Annotated in this window: 17 protein-coding genes and 1 pseudogene; 8 read left to right on the top strand and 10 right to left on the bottom strand. The window is 55.1% G+C overall.

Going from position 1 to position 18239, the window contains the following annotated elements:
- The first annotated feature begins 101 nt into the window (after nt 1-101).
- The 4 genes from manX to AC0T7J_RS02945 all read left to right on the top strand — a co-directional run bounded on the left by manX (nt 102) and on the right by AC0T7J_RS02945 (nt 3342).
- Entirely contained in the window at nt 102-1064 is a 963-nt protein-coding gene (gene manX, locus AC0T7J_RS02930; RefSeq protein WP_473792042.1) for a PTS mannose transporter subunit IIAB, read from the top strand.
- A gap of 66 nt (nt 1065-1130) precedes the next feature.
- Nucleotides 1131-1931, top strand: a complete 801-nt coding sequence (locus tag AC0T7J_RS02935; protein WP_010670765.1) for a PTS mannose/fructose/sorbose transporter subunit IIC — start codon at nt 1131-1133, stop codon at nt 1929-1931.
- A gap of 15 nt (nt 1932-1946) precedes the next feature.
- Nucleotides 1947-2792 (top strand): PTS mannose transporter subunit IID, encoded by an 846-nt coding sequence (locus AC0T7J_RS02940; RefSeq protein ID WP_031591381.1) that lies wholly within the window; start codon nt 1947-1949, stop codon nt 2790-2792.
- Nucleotides 2793-2883: 91 nt separating this feature from the next.
- Complete coding sequence (locus AC0T7J_RS02945; RefSeq protein ID WP_473793170.1) at nt 2884-3342, top strand: DUF986 family protein; 459 nt, start codon at nt 2884-2886, stop codon at nt 3340-3342.
- Here the strand turns inward: AC0T7J_RS02945 and rlmA are convergent.
- From rlmA to AC0T7J_RS02970, 5 genes and pseudogenes are all read right to left on the bottom strand, one after another.
- A complete protein-coding gene (gene rlmA, locus AC0T7J_RS02950) occupies nt 3339-4148 on the bottom strand; it encodes a 23S rRNA (guanine(745)-N(1))-methyltransferase (protein WP_473792043.1) in 810 nt (269 codons plus the stop codon). The two genes, AC0T7J_RS02945 and rlmA, sit on opposite strands and share 4 nt — an antisense overlap.
- A gap of 137 nt (nt 4149-4285) precedes the next feature.
- Nucleotides 4286-4495 carry a transcription antiterminator/RNA stability regulator CspE gene (cspE, locus tag AC0T7J_RS02955; RefSeq protein WP_003852684.1) on the bottom strand — a complete coding sequence of 70 codons (210 nt, stop codon included), beginning with the start codon at nt 4493-4495 and terminating at the stop codon, nt 4286-4288.
- Nucleotides 4496-4576: 81 nt separating this feature from the next.
- Nucleotides 4577-4621, bottom strand: a pseudogene (locus AC0T7J_RS02960) (DUF2627 domain-containing protein); the annotation flags it as partial.
- Between the two features lie 518 nt (nt 4622-5139).
- Nucleotides 5140-6150, bottom strand: coding sequence for an MBL fold metallo-hydrolase (locus AC0T7J_RS02965; protein WP_473792045.1), 1011 nt, complete (start codon nt 6148-6150; stop codon nt 5140-5142).
- Nucleotides 6151-6168: 18 nt separating this feature from the next.
- A complete protein-coding gene (locus tag AC0T7J_RS02970; RefSeq protein WP_010258793.1) occupies nt 6169-6441 on the bottom strand; it encodes a YebO family protein in 273 nt (90 codons plus the stop codon).
- A 212-nt stretch (nt 6442-6653) separates the two neighbouring features.
- Between AC0T7J_RS02970 and AC0T7J_RS02975 the strand changes: the two genes are divergently transcribed.
- Entirely contained in the window at nt 6654-6890 is a 237-nt protein-coding gene (locus AC0T7J_RS02975) for a YobH family protein (protein WP_010258788.1), read from the top strand.
- 29 nt (nt 6891-6919) lie between these two features.
- Here AC0T7J_RS02975 and kdgR read toward each other — a convergent pair whose 3' ends face one another.
- The gene (gene kdgR / locus AC0T7J_RS02980; protein WP_062757806.1) at nt 6920-7711 is read right to left on the bottom strand and encodes a DNA-binding transcriptional regulator KdgR; all 792 of its coding nucleotides are present in this window, start codon (nt 7709-7711) and stop codon (nt 6920-6922) included.
- 187 nt (nt 7712-7898) lie between these two features.
- Here kdgR and AC0T7J_RS02985 point away from each other — a divergent pair, with 187 nt between their 5' ends.
- Entirely contained in the window at nt 7899-9269 is a 1371-nt protein-coding gene (locus AC0T7J_RS02985; protein ID WP_473792047.1) for an MFS transporter, read from the top strand.
- A 262-nt stretch (nt 9270-9531) separates the two neighbouring features.
- Here the strand turns inward: AC0T7J_RS02985 and htpX are convergent, their stop codons facing one another.
- The 4 genes from htpX to AC0T7J_RS03005 form a co-directional block, all read right to left on the bottom strand.
- Nucleotides 9532-10413 carry a protease HtpX gene (gene htpX, locus AC0T7J_RS02990; RefSeq protein WP_003852678.1) on the bottom strand — a complete coding sequence of 294 codons (882 nt, stop codon included), beginning with the start codon at nt 10411-10413 and terminating at the stop codon, nt 9532-9534.
- A 244-nt stretch (nt 10414-10657) separates the two neighbouring features.
- Nucleotides 10658-12697 carry a carboxy terminal-processing peptidase gene (gene prc, locus AC0T7J_RS02995; protein ID WP_473792050.1) on the bottom strand — a complete coding sequence of 680 codons (2040 nt, stop codon included), beginning with the start codon at nt 12695-12697 and terminating at the stop codon, nt 10658-10660.
- 19 nt (nt 12698-12716) lie between these two features.
- Nucleotides 12717-13418 carry an RNA chaperone ProQ gene (gene proQ / locus AC0T7J_RS03000; RefSeq protein WP_010258776.1) on the bottom strand — a complete coding sequence of 234 codons (702 nt, stop codon included), beginning with the start codon at nt 13416-13418 and terminating at the stop codon, nt 12717-12719.
- A 96-nt stretch (nt 13419-13514) separates the two neighbouring features.
- Complete coding sequence (locus AC0T7J_RS03005; RefSeq protein ID WP_010258773.1) at nt 13515-14015, bottom strand: GAF domain-containing protein; 501 nt, start codon at nt 14013-14015, stop codon at nt 13515-13517.
- A gap of 214 nt (nt 14016-14229) precedes the next feature.
- Between AC0T7J_RS03005 and yebS the strand changes: the two genes are divergently transcribed.
- A complete protein-coding gene (yebS, locus tag AC0T7J_RS03010) occupies nt 14230-15474 on the top strand; it encodes a membrane integrity lipid transport subunit YebS (protein ID WP_473792051.1) in 1245 nt (414 codons plus the stop codon).
- Nucleotides 15443-18076 (top strand): PqiB family protein, encoded by a 2634-nt coding sequence (locus AC0T7J_RS03015; RefSeq protein WP_473792053.1) that lies wholly within the window; start codon nt 15443-15445, stop codon nt 18074-18076. Before yebS ends, AC0T7J_RS03015 begins: the two co-directional genes overlap by 32 nt.
- Nucleotides 18077-18239: the final 163 nt, after the last annotated feature.

Below are 18239 nucleotides of genomic sequence, written 5' to 3' on the forward strand. Positions count from 1 at the left end.
GCTATACCCATAATTCGAATCATCCGGTTAAACAGATCATCAAAGCAATTCAACACAGTTCATTTACTCAGATGAGCATCTCTAGCGAACGGAGGTAGCACGTGACCATTGCGATAGTAATTGGTACACACGGCTGGGCAGCGGAACAACTGCTGAAAACAGCAGAAATGCTGTTAGGCGAGCAGGACAATGTCGGCTGGATAGATTTTGTCCCCGGTGAAAATGCAGAAACGCTGATTGAAAAATATCAGACACGACTGGCCGAACTGGATACGACGCAGGGAGTCCTGTTTTTAGTCGATACCTGGGGTGGCAGTCCGTTTAATGCGGCCAGTCGCATTGTGGTCGACAAACCGCAGTATGAGGTCATCGCCGGGGTCAATATCCCGATGCTGGTCGAAACCCTGATGGCGCGCGATGACAATCCCGGTTTTGACGAGCTGGTCGCCGTAGCGGTGGAGACCGGCCGTGAAGGGGTCAAGGCCCTGAAAGCCAAAGAAGAAGCGCCAGCGCCAGCCGCGGTGAAACCAGTTGCTGCGGTGCAACCGGCTAAGCCGATGGCGCCCGGCGACCACATGAAAATCGGGCTGACGCGCATTGATGACCGCCTGATTCATGGGCAGGTGGCGACACGCTGGACAAAAGAGACCAACGTTCAGCGCATTATCGTGGTCAGCGATGAAGTGGCCAACGACCATGTGCGCAAAACCCTGCTGACGCAGGTCGCCCCACCCGGCGTTACGGCGCATGTGGTGGATGTCGATAAGATGGTGCGGGTGTGGAACAACCCGAAGTATGGTCAGGATCGCGTAATGCTGCTGTTTACCAACCCTACCGATGTCCTGCGCGTGGTGGAACAGGGTGTCGACATTAAAACCGTCAACATCGGCGGGATGGCGTTCCGCCAGGGGAAAACCCAGGTCAACAATGCGGTTTCGGTCGATGAAAAAGATATCGCCGCATTCCGCAAACTCAATGAACGCAATATTGAACTGGAAGTGCGTAAAGTTTCCAGTGACCAGAAACTGAAAATGATGGATCTGATCGCGAAAGTTAACGCGTAACAGAAGCACTTCTGCGCCTGCGTTTCCGGGCTCGTTTTTGTTATCCTGCTGAGGACAAGAAGTATGATGGAAATAACCTCGCTACAAATTATTTTGATTTTTATTGTCGCCTGTATTGCCGGTATGGGGTCGATTCTGGATGAGTTCCAGTTTCACCGCCCGCTGGTGGCCTGTACCCTGATTGGCATGGTGCTGGGTGACATGAAAACCGGCATTATTATCGGCGGTACGCTGGAGATGATTGCGCTGGGCTGGATGAACATCGGTGCCGCCGTTGCCCCTGATGCCGCCCTCGCCTCCATTATCTCTACCATCCTGGTTATCGCTGGCGGTCAAAGTGTGGGTGCCGGTATTGCGCTGGCGATTCCGCTGGCCGCCGCCGGACAGGTACTGACCATTATCGTGCGTACGCTGACCGTCGCCTTCCAGCATGCGGCTGACAAAGCCGCCGAAAAAGGTAACCTCACGGCCATCTCCTGGATCCATGTCTCTGCCCTGCTGTTACAGGCGATGCGTATCGCCATCCCGGCGCTGATTGTGGCGATTTCGGTTGGCACCAGTGCGGTTCACGCCTTACTCAGCTCTATTCCGGACGTGGTTACCAACGGCCTGAATATCGCCGGAGGCATGATTGTGGTGGTCGGTTACGCGATGGTCATTAACATGATGCGCGCAGGCTACCTGATGCCGTTCTTTTACCTTGGCTTCGTCACCGCGGCCTTCACCAACTTTAACCTGGTGGCGCTGGGCGTCATTGGCGTGGTCATGGCGGTGCTCTACATTCAGCTCAGCCCGAAATACAACCGTGTGGCGGGCGCACCAACAGGTGCTGCGACCGCAAACGATCTTGATAACGAACTCGATTAAGGAACAGGTGAGCACATGGTTGATATTACGAAAGTCGAAAAGAAACTGACACCCGGTGATGTTCGCGCCGTCTTTCTGCGCTCTAACCTGTTCCAGGGGTCATGGAACTTTGAACGCATGCAGGCGCTGGGCTTCTGCTTCTCAATGGTGCCAGTGATCCGCCGTCTCTATCCTGAGAACAATGATGAGCGTAAGCAGGCGATCAAGCGTCATCTGGAGTTCTTTAATACCCATCCTTATGTGGCTGCGCCCGTCCTGGGCGTTACTATGGCGATGGAAGAGCAGCGTGCAAACGGCGCACCGATTGACGATGGCGCGATTAACGGCCTTAAAGTTGGCCTGATGGGGCCGCTGGCTGGTGTCGGCGACCCGATCTTCTGGGGCACCGTGCGCCCGGTGTTTGCCGCGCTGGGCGCCGGTATCGCCATGAGTGGCAGTCTGCTGGGTCCGCTGCTCTTCTTTGTGCTGTTTAACCTGGCACGCCTGCTGACCCGCTACTACGGCGTGGCCTATGGCTATCGCAAAGGGATCGATATCGTCAGTGATATGGGCGGCGGTTTCCTGCAGAAACTCACGGAGGGCGCGTCGATTCTCGGCCTGTTTGTCATGGGGGCGCTGGTCAACAAGTGGACACACGTTAACATCCCGCTGGTGGTGTCACGTATTACCGACTCGACCGGTAAAACCACCGTCACCACCGTACAGTCGATCCTCGACCAGTTGATGCCGGGCGTGGTGCCGCTGCTGCTGACCTTTGGCTGTATGTGGCTGTTACGCCGTAAAGTGAATGCGCTGTGGATTATCGTCGGCTTCTTTGCCATCGGTATCTTTGGTTACTGGATCGGCCTGCTCGGTCTGTAATTTCACCCGGCCGGGAGCCTGCGCTCCCGGCTTTTAAGCGTGGTGAGCTGAGCCACAACCGGCTGAGCTCACCCTGTTTGAGGTAGATATGATGTCATTAACCGATGCGCTGATTGCGTGTTGTATTGCCGCCCTGATGGGGTTTGCCATTTATCATGAGGCGATTCTGCCGCGTCGTCACGGTCCGACCCGCTTACGGGTTGCGTTGCGCAGGCAGCATAAGCTGGATAGCCTGATTTTCATCGGCCTGCTGCTGATCCTGCTGTGGAACAACGTCAGCCATCACGGCCCGCAGCTCACCACCTCGCTGCTGATGGTGCTGAGTTTTCTGGCGTTCTGGTTATTCTGGCTGCGAAAGCCCACGCTGCTGATGAAAAGTGAGGGGTTATTTTACGCCGGTATCTGGATCGATTACCGGCGGATTCAGAGCATGAATCTCTCAGAGGATGGCATTCTGGTCATTCAGCTGGAACAGCGTCGGCTGCTGATCGCAGTGCAGCAACTCGACGATCTGGAGCGCATCTATAACACCCTGGTGGAGGCGCGTTAGTCGCGCTGCCACATAGTCAGGGTAAAGTCAGCATCACAGCTGAACTGCTCGCTCTGCTGCAGGGTCTGCCAGACCTCCTCCCGCGCCCGCCAGGCGAACGGCGTCATCTGAAGCAGGGTCGTCGCGGCTGCGCCGGTTAATGCCATCGGGTAACGCAGCGCGTGCTGAGCCACCTGCCGGAATCCGGGATACTCTTTCTGTTCCGGCACATGCAACTGCACTTCGCGGTAAATCAGCGCCTTGAACTGCTGCAGATGATGCGGGCCCGGCGTCACGGTCAGTACCAGGCCACCCGGCTTCAGCACGCGGGCCAGTTCCGCTTCATTGCAGGGTGCGTAAATTCGGACAACCGCATCCAGGGCGTGATCGGCAAAGGGTAAGCGCTGGCTGGAGGCGACGCAGAAGCGCACCGCCGGATAGCGCTTTGCTGCCAGCCGGATCGCCATTCTGGCGACATCCAGTCCATAGACCTGCCCGGCCTCGCCTGCCGCGTCAGCCAGTGCGGCGGTGTAGTAACCTTCGCCACAGCCGATATCCAGGATTTTACACGCCGGCTGGCTCAGCGCGGGCGCAAGCAGGCTGACGACCCGATCACGCAGCGGCTGGTAGTAGCCTGCCTCAAGAAATTCACGTCGTGCCTGCATCATCTCTGCACTGTCACCCGGTTCACGCGACCGTTTATGCTGAACGGGCAGCAGATTGACATACCCTTCTTTCGCCTGATCAAACCGATGGCGATTCTCGCAGCACCAGCTGCGCGCAGTGAAGGTGAGAGGCGTGTGGCAAAGAGGGCAAATCAACGACATAGAGTGCTCCGGCATCAGATAACGCGGCGCAGTGTAACCTTAACGTTTACGCATCGGAAGCATAAAGAAAGCCCCGGCTGAGAAGCCAGGGCTTTGAGATTTCATGTCAGGGTGCAATGCACCGAGGCGGAGTTGAATCAGATAGCTGTAACGTTAACAGCTGCCGGGCCTTTCTGGCCGTCCTGAATTTCGAACTCGACGCTCTGGCCTTCAGCCAGGGTTTTGAAACCATTGCCCTGAATAGCTGAGAAGTGTACGAACACATCTTTGCTACCGTCAGCAGGGGTGATGAAACCAAAACCTTTAGACTCGTTGAACCACTTAACCTGACCTTTAATCTTTGCCATTTTGCAAATTCCTTTAGATGTTTATTTAGCCCGGAGGCTGTCTTACAGAAAAACCAGAGACATTACTGCATGAGGCACTAATTAAGGTTCGGCAAGGAAGCGGTATTCAACGTCAACGTCTTTACTCGTCCTTCTTTACTGAAGATGCCATGCATAAACAGAGCTGTACCTCGTTTAACTCAGGATTTGTTATCACATATCCTAAAAATAATGGCAAGCCATTTTTAATGACCTCAGCGAGCCTGCGCACATAATTGCCAGAAGGCTCACATTGCCTGTTCTGTGGCGTTTACAAATGCCCGTACAAATAAAGCCCAAGCGCGACCAGCACCCTCTCTGGCCTCTGTTGTCGGGTCTAACCCAATGGATACCATAAGAAATTAATATTTCACAAATATGGCAATAACAGAATGAATAAGCGAAGCGCTAAAAGCTAAAGATATCAACAATCCGGTGTCAATCCTGTACAGCGCGTTTTATTTCGTACAAATAACACGTTTTGTGCACCAAAAGCAGGAGCCCGGCACCAGCCTTGCTCCAAATAAAAGCAACGAAGCTGGTTTTACTTATTAAGAATTTAACTTTTGATTTAAAAAATTGATATCAGATAATAAAAATCGGGCTTATGTTTATCCCGGGGCTCTTTAAGATAATTCCTGGGTACACTTATTCAGCCCGCGGCTCTCGCCTATTCGCCAGGGTGCGAAACTGCTATTTCTCTCGTTTGCCCGCAGCAGTGCATCCGCCAGTTCTTTCGGTGGCGCATCCAGCGATTCATCGGCCAGTTCGAATACGCCCCAGTGAATGGGCAGCGTCAGCGGCCTGCCTGCTGCCTGCCACAGCGCCACCGCCTGATCGGGGTTCATATGCTGCCCCGCCATAAACCATTCAGGTGCATAAGCGCCAATCGGCAACGCCGCCAGGCTGAATGGCCCAAGTCGGGCTGTAATCTCCAGCAGGCTATCACTGTAACCGCTGTCGCCCGAGAACCAGAAACGTACGGACGCAGAACGCACAACCCAGCCGCACCAGAGCGAACGGTTTCGATCGCGCGGCGTTCGCATACTCCAGTGACGGGCCGGCACCGCATCAAAACAGAGGTCGCCGACAATAAACGGTTGCCACCAGTCGAGCTGATGGACCTGTTTGACGCCCTGCGCCCTGCACCATTTAGCCAGGCCCAGCGGCACGATAAAGGTCGCCTGCGGAAAACGCCGGACGATCGCTTTAACCGTCGGCCGATCAAGATGATCATAATGGTTATGTGAAATCAGCACGACATCCAGACGCGGCAGATCAGCGATGCGGAGCGGCGCTGGCGTTTTTCGCTGCGGCCCGGCAAACGAGAGCGGCGAGGCGCGTGACGAGAGTGCGGGATCGATCAGAATATATTGCTGGTTCAGCCGCAGCAGCACGGCGGCATGTCCCAGCCACCAGATGCGATCATCACTGCCGCTGATATCGGCGGGCTGCCACCACTGGTCGGTGAAAGCCCCGTAGCCCTGCTGCGGCGGCAGAGGCAGCCCCTGTGCTTTGCGCTCCCTGCGCCAGCGCTGCAGATCACCCGGCTTGCGCCGTTCCGGTTCAGGATTGCAGAATCCCTCGGGCGTGTGATGCGCTTTGCTGCTGTCATACCACGGATTTTTCCAGACCATCCCGCCTCTCTGCTGTGATTATCGTTCCGGAATCAACCGGATAAAGTCGCGTTTCTCCCGATCGTCATCGGTTTTTTTACTCTCTGCCCCTGGCTGCATCTCAATCAGACGGCGCAGCAGCTGATTCTGCTTCTTCTGCTCTTCCAGCAACGATTCCAGTAAGCGGATCTGCTCACCGGCGCGCACGCTGGCACGATTAACAAAGAACCAGGCGATAAACGCCACAATCAAAATTATGACCAGCAGGCCATAGCTGACCAGTGGGCCCGAATTTGCGGCTAACTCATTCATAACTGCCTCGTAAAACTCAGTGGAAATGCCAGAACATGGCAACTGCTCATTCTACCTGTAGCCATCGCAAAAGATAATGGGGTTAACATCAATGCAGATTTTGCCGTTTCAGTTATCTCTGATCGATCCCACCAGAAAAGCGAGGCATGCTGATATCATCATGACCGGCGACACCAGGTGGAGCGCTGAGTTATCTTTCACAAGGAGACATGATGAAACTGTTTATTCGTACGGTAGGCTTGCTGGCGGTGATCTGGCTGGCGATGCTGTTTACCGGCTATGGCGTATTAACCGGCAGTACTAAAAATGCCGCCGGACTCGGCCTGCAGTGCAGCTATCTGACCGCCCGCGGCGTGATCAGCGCGCAGTATCTGCATACTGACAGTGGTGTAGTTGGCGTGACTGATTGTCCGTTGCTGAAAAAAAGCGGAGAAGTGATCGATAATTAGCAAAACAGCGGGCCACAGGCCCGCTGTTTTCAGAACGGGTAGTCGTGATAGCCCATCTCTGAGGAGAGCGAACGGGCCGCCCGATGCAGCATGGCCACGTAATCCTGTCGGGCATCTTCTGAAAAGCGAATGGTGGGAAAAGAGATACTCAGTCCCGCAATCACCACGCCAAAACGGTCAAATACCGGTACAGCGAGGCAGCGTAAGCCCTCTTCCTGCTCTTCGTTATCTTCACCATAGCCCTGCGTTCTCACCTGATCCAGCGCCGTAATCAGCGCCTCCGCACTTAACAGCGTATTAGCCGTGCTCCGTTTGAACTCGACATCCCGCAGGATCTCCTCGACTTCGCTGCGATCGCGCCAGGCGAGCAAAACTTTTCCAATCGCAGTGGTATGCAGCGGATTGCGACGGCCAATGCGCGAATACATACGCAGGTTATAGAGTGAGTCGATTTTGTGGATGTAGACAATGCTGTCCTCTTCCAGCGCCCCAAGATGGATGGTCTCTTTGGTCAGGCGCGAAAGCTCCCGCATCTGTACATCCGCACTGCGGATTAAATCGACGTTCTGCAGTGCCTTAGCGCCCAGTTCAAACAGCTTCAGTGTCAGTGAGTACTTCTCGCTCTCACCTTCCTGCGTGACATAACCCAGCGACTTCATGGTCTGCAGGAAACGATAGACGGTGCTTTTTGACATCATCACGCGCTGCGCGAGCTCAGTAATACCGTGATCGCGCTCTTCACCCAGCGCCTGCAGGATGCCGAACACTTTAAGTACCGAAGAGACGGAATCGGGCTGTTTATCATTTTCAGCAGAGGACATCGCGCACCTTGTTAAACCTGTTTCAAAAAAAATGGAACGGACTGTCAGTATAGAGTGAGGCACACGAAGGCAGCAATGCTTTAACCATTACGTCATATTTAAAGACAGTTTTTTATCCGTCTGATCGCTGTATTTCAGCGTTAATTTCATTAGCATGATGATATTCACTCTCTTTAGTAATTAACTTATGACTCTCTCTCCTCCTCAGGATGGATTACCCGCGCGTCAGCGCTATATGGCAATCGTGACCATTGCACTGGGCATCACCATGGCGGTGCTGGATGGCGCGATTGCCAATGTCGCCCTGCCCACTATCTCGCGTGAACTTAATGCCAGCCCGGCGCAGTCGATCTGGATAGTGAATGCCTATCAGATTGCGATTATCGTCTCGCTGCTGTCGCTCTCCTTTCTGGGCGACATGCTGGGTTATCGCCGCGTCTATCAGGCGGGCCTGGCGCTGTTTATTGCCACCTCGCTGTTCTGCGCTTTCTCCACCACGCTGACCATGCTGACTTTTGCCCGCGTGCTGCAGGGATTAGGGGGTGCAGCGCTGATGAGTGTAAATACCGCGCTGATACGCATTATCTATCCGCAGCGTCATCTGGGACGCGGCATGGCGATAAACTCGCTGGTCGTGGCGGTTTCAACCGCGGCAGGCCCGACGGCCGCCGCAGCGATTCTTTCGGTGGCAAGCTGGAAATGGCTGTTTCTGATTAACGTTCCGTTGGGTGCCATTGCGCTCTGGCTGGCGCTGCGCACACTGCCTGATAATCCGCAGAAAGCGACGGCACAGAAATTTGATGTTCCCAGCGCGATCATGAACGCCCTGTTCTTTGGTCTCATCATCTCTGCGCTGAGCGGATTTGCACAGGGACAGAGTCATCTGCTGGTGCTGTCGGAGGTCATTGCTCTGCTGGTTGTGGGCTGGTTCTTTATTCGTCGTCAGTTAAATATGGCGGTGCCGCTGCTGCCGGTTGATCTGCTGCGTATCCCGGTATTCAGCCTGTCGATGGGGACGTCGGTCTGTTCGTTCTGCGCGCAGATGCTGGCGATGGTCTCGCTGCCCTTCTTTCTGCAAAACGTCCTGCATCGTAATGAGGTGGCAACCGGTTTACTGCTGACGCCCTGGCCGCTGGCAACCATGGTGTTTGCGCCGATTGCCGGCCGGCTGATTGAACGGGTACATGCCGGGCTGCTGGGCGGCATCGGGCTGGCCATGTTCGCCCTGGGGCTGTTTCTGCTCGCCTGGCTTCCGGCAAACCCGGGTGATGGCGATATTATCTGGCGCATGATGCTGTGCGGTGCCGGTTTTGGGCTGTTTCAGTCACCCAACAACCACACTATCGTCACTTCCGCTCCACGTCATCGCAGCGGCGGCGCCAGCGGTATGCTGGGCACCGCCCGCCTGCTGGGCCAGAGTATGGGGGCCGCGCTGGTCGCGCTGATGTTTAATCTGTTTGATGAACACGGGACGCACGCTTCACTGCTGCTGGCGGGCAGCTTTGCCGCCGTGGCCGCGCTGGTCAGTGTGTCGCGGATGACGCAGACTCGCGCCTGATGGCAGAAACAGAAAAGGCGACCACCTGACAGAGTGTGACCCGATTCGCTGTAAGGCCGAGCCTTCACAGGGAACCCGGTCAGATCGGAAAGACTTCTGTCATCCATGACGGTCGGCCCGCACCATCCATGGCGCGGGACGCTTTCCTCCTCTGCACGGGTTCCCTACATGTTGAGCTAAGATATTGCTGTCAGATTCAGTCTGATTATGGTTTCTAAACAGAAAAGGCGACCCAGGGTCGCCTTTTTTGCTCTGCTGAACGCTACTTCAGATACTGACCGCTGCGCAGTGCTTCAATACGCTTATCTAACGGCGGATGCGACATAAACAGCTCGCTGAACGATTTACCTTTACCGTTGATACAGAACGCCATCATGCTGCTCGGCTCCTGGGGTTCGTAGCTGGTTTTCAGGCGCTGTAACGCCGCAATCATCTTCTCACGCCCCACCAGCTTCGCTGAACCGGCATCAGCATGGAACTCACGGTGACGGGAGAACCACATGGTAATGATGCTGGCGAGAATACCAAACACCAGTTCCAGCACCATCGACACCGCAAAATAGACCAGCGGATTGCCGTTGCTGCTCTCCTCACCATCACGGTTGCCGGACATAAAGCCCGCCGCGATCTGCGCCAGAATACGTGAAACGAAAATCACAAATGTGTTCACCACACCCTGGATCAGCGTCATGGTGATCATGTCGCCGTTGGCGATGTGTGACACTTCGTGTGCCAGCACCGCTTCCGCTTCATCACGGCTCATGTTCTGAAGCAGACCGGTTGAAACAGCAACCAGTGAGGCGTTACGCCGTGCGCCAGTCGCAAAGGCGTTGATGTCAGGTGCGTGATAGATAGCCACCTGTGGCATCGCAATACCCGCCTGCTGAGCCTGACGGCCAATAGTATCCACCAGCCAGCGCTCGGTTTCGTTGCGTGGCTGTTCAATCACTTCACCGCCAACCGATCGCAGTGCCATCCACTTCGACATCAGCAGTGAAACAAACGCACCGCCGAAGCCAAACAGGCCTGCCATGATCATCAGGCCCTGAACACTGCTTGACTGGATCCCTGTCAGGCTGAGAATCAGCCCGAATACCAACATCACAGCCAGGTTGGTCATCAGGAAAAGAGCAATACGCATCATTTTTGTTAATCTTCCTCAGTAGTTCACGCGCCTATACGCGGATCCATATCCTATGGGCATTGGGCGGCTTTTCAAGCGACCTTAACGTTTAAGTGCCTAAAAAGACATAACTTTACATTCTGACACGCCTGAAGAGGAGCCCAGCCTTCAGGCACCTTCACCCGTGCTAATCATTGCTTACTGGAAACTTTTCTGAGTATAAAAAAAAGCACCGCTGAGCGGTGCTTTTTCTGGCAACAGCGGATTATTTAGCCGCTGGCACGTCCGGCTGGGATTTCTCCAGTTGCGCAAGATCATTCGCGATCTTCACCGTCTCATCAAGATACGGGTCCGGCTCTTTATAATCTTTCGGCAGCTCATCCAGGTTTTTCAGCGGTTTTTTGCCTTCGGCCTGATAGCGCGCGTTGATTCGCTCCAGACGAGACGCATCATCTTCGTGGTTCTCTTTCTCGCGCTGAGCGAGATTGAGCGACACGATGTTGCGCTTGTCTTTCAGGGCATTGTAACGGGCAATGTCCTTCATAATGTACTGGAACTCGCGATCCTGAGCGATGCGGTCAGCATGCTGCTTCGTCAGCTGCGCAACCAGCGGTTTAACATCACCGGTTTTGACATAGGTTGCCGCTTTGATGCTGTCCCACGGCAGTGCGTTATCCTCAAATTTCTCACCGGTTTCAGCCGCTTCAACGCCGGTTGGCATCAGCAGATCTGGCGTGACGCCTTTACGCTGTGTACTGCCGCCGTTAATGCGATAGAACTTCTGAATAGTGTAAGAAACGGAGCCTAACGCAGGCCACTCCGGACGCAGCATCTGATCGTAGATGCGGTTCAGAGAGCGATACTGCTGAACGGTGCCTTTACCAAAGGTTGGCTCGCCGACAATCACCGCGCGACCGTAATCCTGCATCGCGGCAGCAAAGATCTCAGAGGCTGAGGCGCTGAAGCGATCGACCAGCACCACCAGCGGTCCTTTGTAGTAGACAACGCCGTCGTTATCGCTGTCTTCACGCACCCGGCCATTGTTGTCGCGTACCTGAACCACCGGCCCACTCGGAATAAACAGACCGGAAAGCGAGACTGCTTCGGTCAGCGCGCCGCCGCCATTGGTACGCAGATCGATCACCACGCTGTCGACGTTCTGTTTCTGCAGTTTCTGCAGCTGGACTTTCACGTCGTCGGTGAGCCCGACATAGAAACCAGGAATATCGAGCACGCCCACTTTCTGCTTGCCGACATTTTTGATGGTCAATTTAACCGCGCGATCTTCCAGACGGATTTTCTCACGCGTCAGCGTCACGGTACGGGTTTTCGTGCCCTTACCGGCTGGCAGAACTTCCAGGCGCACTTTGCTGCCTTTCGGTCCTTTAATTTTTGCCACGACATCATCCAGACGCCAGCCGATCACATCTTCCATCGGCTTGCCTGGCTGACCGACACCCACGATGCGATCACCAACAGTAATGGCTTTGCTTTTCGCGGCCGGGCCGCCTGCAACCATCGAGTTGATCACGGTATAGTCGTCATCCATCTGCAGTACCGCACCGATGCCTTCCAGGGAGAGGCTCATCTCGGTGTTAAACTGCTCGGTATTACGCGGCGAGAGATAGCTGGTGTGCGGATCGATTTCGCGGGCGAAAGCGTTCATCACCAGTTGGAAAACATCTTCACCGTTGCTCTGAGCCAGACGACGGATCGCGAAGTTGTAACGCTTGGTCAGAACGTCGCGAATCTCATTATCGTCTTTACCTGCCAGCTTCAGACTCAGCTGGTCATATTTGACCTTGGCATCCCACAGCGCATTCAGTTCAGCCTGATCTTTCGGCCACGGCGCTTTCGCGCGGTCAATGTCGATAGTGTCATTGCCGCTGAAATTCATCGGACGAGCCAGCACCGTCAGCGCATATTGATAGCGCTCAAAACGGCGTTTCTGCGCCAGATTATAAATATCGTAAAAGAGATCCAGCTTACCACTGCGCAACTCATCGCCGACCGTGGTTTTTTTACTGGCAAATTGCGCCACATCTGACGCCAGCAGCACATTGTGGCTGTAGTCGAGCATGTTCAGATAGCGATCAAAAATTTTCGCTGAAAAGTTCTGATCCAGGTCGAACTGGCGATAGTGAGAACGGGTAAAGCGCGAGGTTACGCGCTCACTGACCGTTGGATCCTGCGCATCTTCGTGAAGCTGGGGAATCTGATCGGCGCGTGTGATGTTCTCTGCGCCGAAGGTAGGGCCTGCTAATAGCAGGCCCGCAATAAGTCCAACTTTAAAAAGGGTGTTCATGCCGGGGTTAGCCTCCGTTTCAGAACTGCAAGTGTTCTGCGCGCACAATCATTGCCATGCCGGAAGCGAGCTGGACCCGAACGCCGTCTTTTGATACTTCAAGAACCGTCGCGTCCATCGCACTTTTGCCTGCTTTAACTTTAATACTCTGGCCGGGTTGCAAAGTTGAGGTATCAGTGATGGGTCGGGCTTCCTGCTCCGGACGTGGGGCTGGCTTGCGATGCTGTGAGGCGGTCGCACGCGGTGCAGTGGTCTGCGGACGCGGTTTACGCGCGGCTTCGCCTTCTGCAGGCTTACGTGCCGCGGGCTTGCGTGGACGACGCGGTGCCGCGCCCTCTTCGCTTTCGCCTGCTTCACGACGCGCGGCGCGCTGCTGGTCACGCTGCGCCTGGACGCGTGCTTTCGCTTCTTCCAGTTGCTTGCGTGCATGCTCAACGTGTTGCTCATCCAGCACGCCACAGGCGTTACCGTCGAGGTCGACACGGATAGCACCGGCTTTGATGCCGTACAGATAACGCCAGCTTGACGTATAGAGACGCAGCGCGGAACGCAGCTGTGTTTTGCTCAGACCCATTTCGCCCTGAACACGCTCGACCAGATCCTGAAAGATACCGATTTTGAGCGGACGCGCTTCACCTTCAGCGCTAAAGCAGTGCGGAAAGCGCTCCGCCAGAAAAGTGATGACTTCTTTACTGCTATTCAACTTAGGTTGATTTTCCATGAAATTTCCTGATTACAACGGGTTTGCCGACCAGCGCAGGCATGAACAGGCGACATTATAATGACAACATCGCTAAATGCCATGTGATCCAGTCGATTAGCTGCGCGTCAGCTGCAGATATTTTTCTAAGTCGCTGTTCGCAAGCACTTCACAAAGCCCATCAGTCAGTGTGACCAGCCCCGATTCGTCGTCGCTGTCAAAGCGATTGTACGCCACGCTGTCGATGTCCAGCACCCCAACCACAGTGCCATTCACTTTCAGAGGAATCACAATCTCAGCATTGCTGGCAGCGTCACAGGCGATGTGGCCCGGGAAGGCATGCACATCATCTACGCGTTGCACTTTTTCTTCTGCCAGCGCCGTGCCACACACACCTTTACCGACCGGAATGCGCACACAGGCGATTTTGCCCTGGAACGGGCCCAGCACCAGCGTATCCGCTTCCGTCAGCAGGTAGAAACCTGCCCAGTTCACGCCATCGAGACGTTCGTACAGCAGCGCGCTAAAGTTTCCCATCGCGGCGAGGAACGCCGTTTCTCCCGCCAGTAAGGCGCGCATATCGCGATTCAAATCGGCGTAAAAGGCAGTTTTGTTCATTATTTAACCGTTACCAATGACATCTGAACGGGGCATTAGAGACCGTTCGTTAAAAATAAGTTTTAAATATCCAGAGCCACAAGGTGAATCATAGCGTTAGTTGCTATACCCTTAGCATTCTGTGGATCGAAGCGTGATGCCCGAGACAGGCACACAGACAATGTCTTAATGACCGATATTTGTTACTTCTGAAGAGCGAAGATTGCATCACCCTATGAAAATTCACGCTATCAGCCAGACATTGCCTCACGCACGTTATCAGCGTTGCCCGCAATGCGATACCCTTTTTTCCTTACCGGATGTGAAATCTCATCAGTCGGCACATTGCCCACGCTGTAACGCCGAAATTCTCAGTGGTCGCGACTGGCCGATGACCCGTCTTATGGCGATGGCCGCCACCATGATGGTGTTAATGCCCTTTGCTTTCTCCCTGCCGCTGGTAGATATCCGGCTGCTTGGCATGCGCATTAATGCCAGCGTACTGGAAGGCATCATCCAGATGACCCAGCAGGGTGATGTACTGACGGCCTCAATGGTGGCGTTCTGCACCATCGGCGCGCCGGTAACACTGGTGGCGGGTATCTGTTATCTCGGTATCGGCCACCGGCTGGGCATGAACCTGCGTCCCGTGCTGCTGATGCTGGAGAAGCTGAAAGAGTGGGTGATGCTCGATATCTATCTGATCGGCATTGCCGTGGCGTCGATTAAAGTGCAGGACTATGCTTCGCTGGAGGTTGGCTACGGGCTGGCGGCTTACATTGCCCTGACGGTGCTGAGCGTGCTGACGCTGATCCATCTGAATATGGAGCAGCTATGGGAGCATTTCTATCCGCAAACCCCCGGTAATATGGCCCGTGATGATATGCAGGTCTGCCTGAACTGCCACAACACCGGCATACCCGATGATCGGGGCCGCTGCCCGCGCTGCCACACGCCACTCGACTTCCGGCGCCGTCACAGCCTGCAGAAATCCTGGGCCGCCCTGATTGCATCAATTGTGCTGTTGATCCCCGCAAATCTGATGCCGATCTCCGTGGTTTACCTTAACGGTTCCCGGCGCGAGGACACCATCTTCTCCGGCATTCTGGGACTGGCTGAAGGCAATATCCCGGTGGCGGCGATTGTTTTTATCGCCAGTATTCTGGTGCCGTTTATCAAGGTACTGGTAATGCTGACTCTGCTGCTCAGCATTCATTTTCGCTGTGAACAGGGACTGAGAACCCGCATCCGGTTACTGCGGTTTGTCACCTGGGTTGGCCGCTGGTCAATGCTCGATCTGTTTGTCATTTCGTTAACCATGTCGCTGGTCAACCGTGATCAGCTGCTGGCTTTTACCATGGGACCGGCGGCGCTGTTTTTTGGCGCGGCCGTCATCCTGACCATTATGTCTGTTGAGTGGCTGGACAGCCGCCTGCTCTGGGATGCACATGCAACAGGAAACGCCGACTACACCGACTAACGCAACGCTGCGCAATAAGCGTAAAATTTCGCCCTTCTGGCTGCTGCCGATCATTGCGATGCTGATTGCCTGCTGGCTGCTCTGGACCAATTATCAGGAGCGCGGCACCACCATCACCATCAATTTCCAGACGGCAGATGGTATCGTGCCGGGTCGTACCCCGATCCGGTATCAGGGCGTGGAAGTGGGCACCGTGCAGGGCATTAATCTCAGTGATGATTATCGCAGCATTCAGATTAAAGCCAGCATCAAGAGCGACATGCGCGATGCGCTGCGCGAAGATACGCAGTTCTGGCTGGTAACGCCTAAAGCTTCGCTGGCGGGTGTGTCGGGGCTGGATGCGCTGGTCGGGGGTAACTACATCGGGATGATGCCAGGTAAAGGTAAACCCAGCGAGTCGTTTACCGCGCTGGATACGCAGCCTAAATATCGGGTGAATACCGGCGAACTGATGATCCATCTGAATGCGCCCGATCTCGGCTCACTCAACACCGGCTCGCTGGTTTATTACCGCAAAATTCCGGTTGGCCGGGTCTATGACTACAGCATAAACAGCAAATCAGATGGCGTGTCGATTGATGTGCTGATTGACCGCCGCTTTATCAATCTGGTGAAAACCAACAGCCGTTTCTGGAATGTGTCAGGCATGAATGCTGACGTCAGCCTGAGCGGGGCTAAAGTGCAGCTGGAGAGTCTGGCGGCGCTGGTCAATGGCGCGATCGCATTTGACTCACCACAGGGTGCGGAAACGGCCAAAGCTGAGCAGAATTACCGGCTCTATCCCGATCTGGCGCATAGTCAGCGCGGCGTGCAGATCACGCTGGATCTGCCCAACGGCAACAATCTTAAGGCGGGCAGCACTCCGCTGATGTATCAGGGACTGGAAGTCGGCACGCTGACCAAACTGAATCTGCTGGATGGTGGCAAAGTCACCGGCGAGCTGACCATTGACCCTTCTGTCGTCGATCTGATGCGCAGCGGCACCCGCATTGAGATGCACAGCCCGAAAATCAGCCTGACGGATACCAGCCTCAGCGCGTTACTGACCGGTAACACGCTGGAACTGGTACCGGGCGAAGGCGAGCCGCAGCAGCACTACACCGTGCTGGCATCCAATGAAACTCTGCTGCAGAAACCCAATGTGCTGACGGTAAAACTCAGCGCGCCGGAGAGCTATGGTATCGATCAGGGCCAGCCGCTGATGCTGCACGGTATGCAGATTGGTCAGGTGATGTCGCGTTCGCTGGATGAAAATGGCGTGAATTTCGTCGTGGCGGTCAATCCTGAACATCGTAATCTGGTGCATGGCGACAGCAAATTTATCGTTAACAGTCGGCTTGATGTGAAGTTCGGCCTTGATGGCATGCAGGTATTAGGGGCCAGCGCCCGTGAATGGGTGGATGGCGGTATCCGGCTGGACCCGGGCAAAAAGGGTGAGCCAAAAAGTGCCTATCCGCTGTTTTCCGATGCTGAAAAAGCGGAAGAAGGCATTACCGGCGATGGCCCTTCTACCACGCTGATGCTGACCGCTACCAGTCTGCCTGATGTGCAGACTGGCTCTGTCGTGCTTTACCGCAAATATCAGGTGGGTGAGATTGTTAAAGTCACGCCGCGTGCTGACGCCTTTGATATTGCGGTACATATCCAGCCGGAGTATCGCAAGCTGCTGACCAGCGAAAGCGTGTTCTGGGCTGAGGGTGGCGCACGCGTCAGCCTCAACGGCAGCGGTCTGACGGTGCAGGCATCGCCGCTTAACCGCGCGCTGAAAGGCGCGATCAGTTTCGACAATATGAGTGGTGCACAGTCGGGCAAAGGGGCCAAACGCGTCCTCTATCCTTCTGAAACGGCTGCCCGCGCGGTGGGTAGCCAGATTACGCTGCACACCTATGACGCCAGCAAGCTCTCTGCCGGAATGCCGATTCGTTACCTGGGTATTAATGTCGGTCAGGTGGAGTCACTGTCGTTAAGCAAAGATAACAATCAGGTGGTGGCGAAAGCCGTTCTCTATCCGGAGTATGTCAACGATTTCGCCCGTCTCGGCAGCCGTTTCTCGGTGGTCTCACCGGAGATTTCCGCCACTGGTGTGAATCATCTGGAAACCCTGTTGCAGCCTTACGTCAACGTGGATCCAGGTAAAGGTGGCGCCGCGCGCACGTTTGAACTGCAGGAGAGCACCATTACCGACTCCCGCTACCTTAATGGTCTGAACATTTATGTTGATGCCACTGAGGCCGGTTCACTGTCGCTGGGTACGCCGGTGCTGTTCCGTGGTGTGGAAGTGGGTACCGTGACCGGCACCTCACTGGGTACGATGGCGGATCGCGTGCAGATCGCCCTGCGCATCAGTAAGAAGTACCAGCATCTGGTGCGTAATAACTCGGTGTTCTGGCTGGCATCCGGCTATAACCTGGACTTCGGTCTGGTGGGTGGCGTAGTGAAAACCGGGACCTTCCAGCAGTTTATTCGCGGTGGCATTCAGTTTGCGACGCCGCCGACGGTGCCGCTGGCGCCGCAGGCGAATCCGGATAAACACTTCCTGCTGCAGGATGAAGCGCCGAAAGAGTGGCGTAACTGGGGAACGGCGATCCCGTCTCCGCGCTAAAGGCTATTTCAAACGGGCAGGCTGTTCTGCCCGTTTGAGCGTTTAAAGTGAGCACCGGCTCAGGGAACATACGCCTTCCGCAAAGACGCAAAAGACGTCATCCCTGGCCCGCGATGCTTTACTCCAGGCGTATGCGCCCATCGCTTTGCGTTTTGAGCCGTCT

The organism is Pantoea sp. E956-1 (assembly GCF_982223955.1).

Coding starts and splice junctions, on each gene's coding strand:
- AC0T7J_RS02935 (WP_010670765.1), top strand. CDS start 1,131: ATGGAAATAACCTCGCTACAAATTATTTTGATTTTTATTGTCGCCTGT.
- AC0T7J_RS02940 (WP_031591381.1), top strand. CDS start 1,947: ATGGTTGATATTACGAAAGTCGAAAAGAAACTGACACCCGGTGATGTT.
- AC0T7J_RS02945 (WP_473793170.1), top strand. CDS start 2,884: ATGTCATTAACCGATGCGCTGATTGCGTGTTGTATTGCCGCCCTGATG.
- rlmA (WP_473792043.1), bottom strand. CDS start 4,148: ATGTCGTTGATTTGCCCTCTTTGCCACACGCCTCTCACCTTCACTGCG.
- cspE (WP_003852684.1), bottom strand. CDS start 4,495: ATGGCAAAGATTAAAGGTCAGGTTAAGTGGTTCAACGAGTCTAAAGGT.
- AC0T7J_RS02965 (WP_473792045.1), bottom strand. CDS start 6,150: ATGGTCTGGAAAAATCCGTGGTATGACAGCAGCAAAGCGCATCACACG.
- AC0T7J_RS02970 (WP_010258793.1), bottom strand. CDS start 6,441: ATGAATGAGTTAGCCGCAAATTCGGGCCCACTGGTCAGCTATGGCCTG.
- AC0T7J_RS02975 (WP_010258788.1), top strand. CDS start 6,654: ATGAAACTGTTTATTCGTACGGTAGGCTTGCTGGCGGTGATCTGGCTG.
- kdgR (WP_062757806.1), bottom strand. CDS start 7,711: ATGTCCTCTGCTGAAAATGATAAACAGCCCGATTCCGTCTCTTCGGTA.
- AC0T7J_RS02985 (WP_473792047.1), top strand. CDS start 7,899: ATGACTCTCTCTCCTCCTCAGGATGGATTACCCGCGCGTCAGCGCTAT.
- htpX (WP_003852678.1), bottom strand. CDS start 10,413: ATGATGCGTATTGCTCTTTTCCTGATGACCAACCTGGCTGTGATGTTG.
- prc (WP_473792050.1), bottom strand. CDS start 12,697: ATGAACACCCTTTTTAAAGTTGGACTTATTGCGGGCCTGCTATTAGCA.
- proQ (WP_010258776.1), bottom strand. CDS start 13,418: ATGGAAAATCAACCTAAGTTGAATAGCAGTAAAGAAGTCATCACTTTT.
- AC0T7J_RS03005 (WP_010258773.1), bottom strand. CDS start 14,015: ATGAACAAAACTGCCTTTTACGCCGATTTGAATCGCGATATGCGCGCC.
- yebS (WP_473792051.1), top strand. CDS start 14,230: ATGAAAATTCACGCTATCAGCCAGACATTGCCTCACGCACGTTATCAG.
- AC0T7J_RS03015 (WP_473792053.1), top strand. CDS start 15,443: ATGCAACAGGAAACGCCGACTACACCGACTAACGCAACGCTGCGCAAT.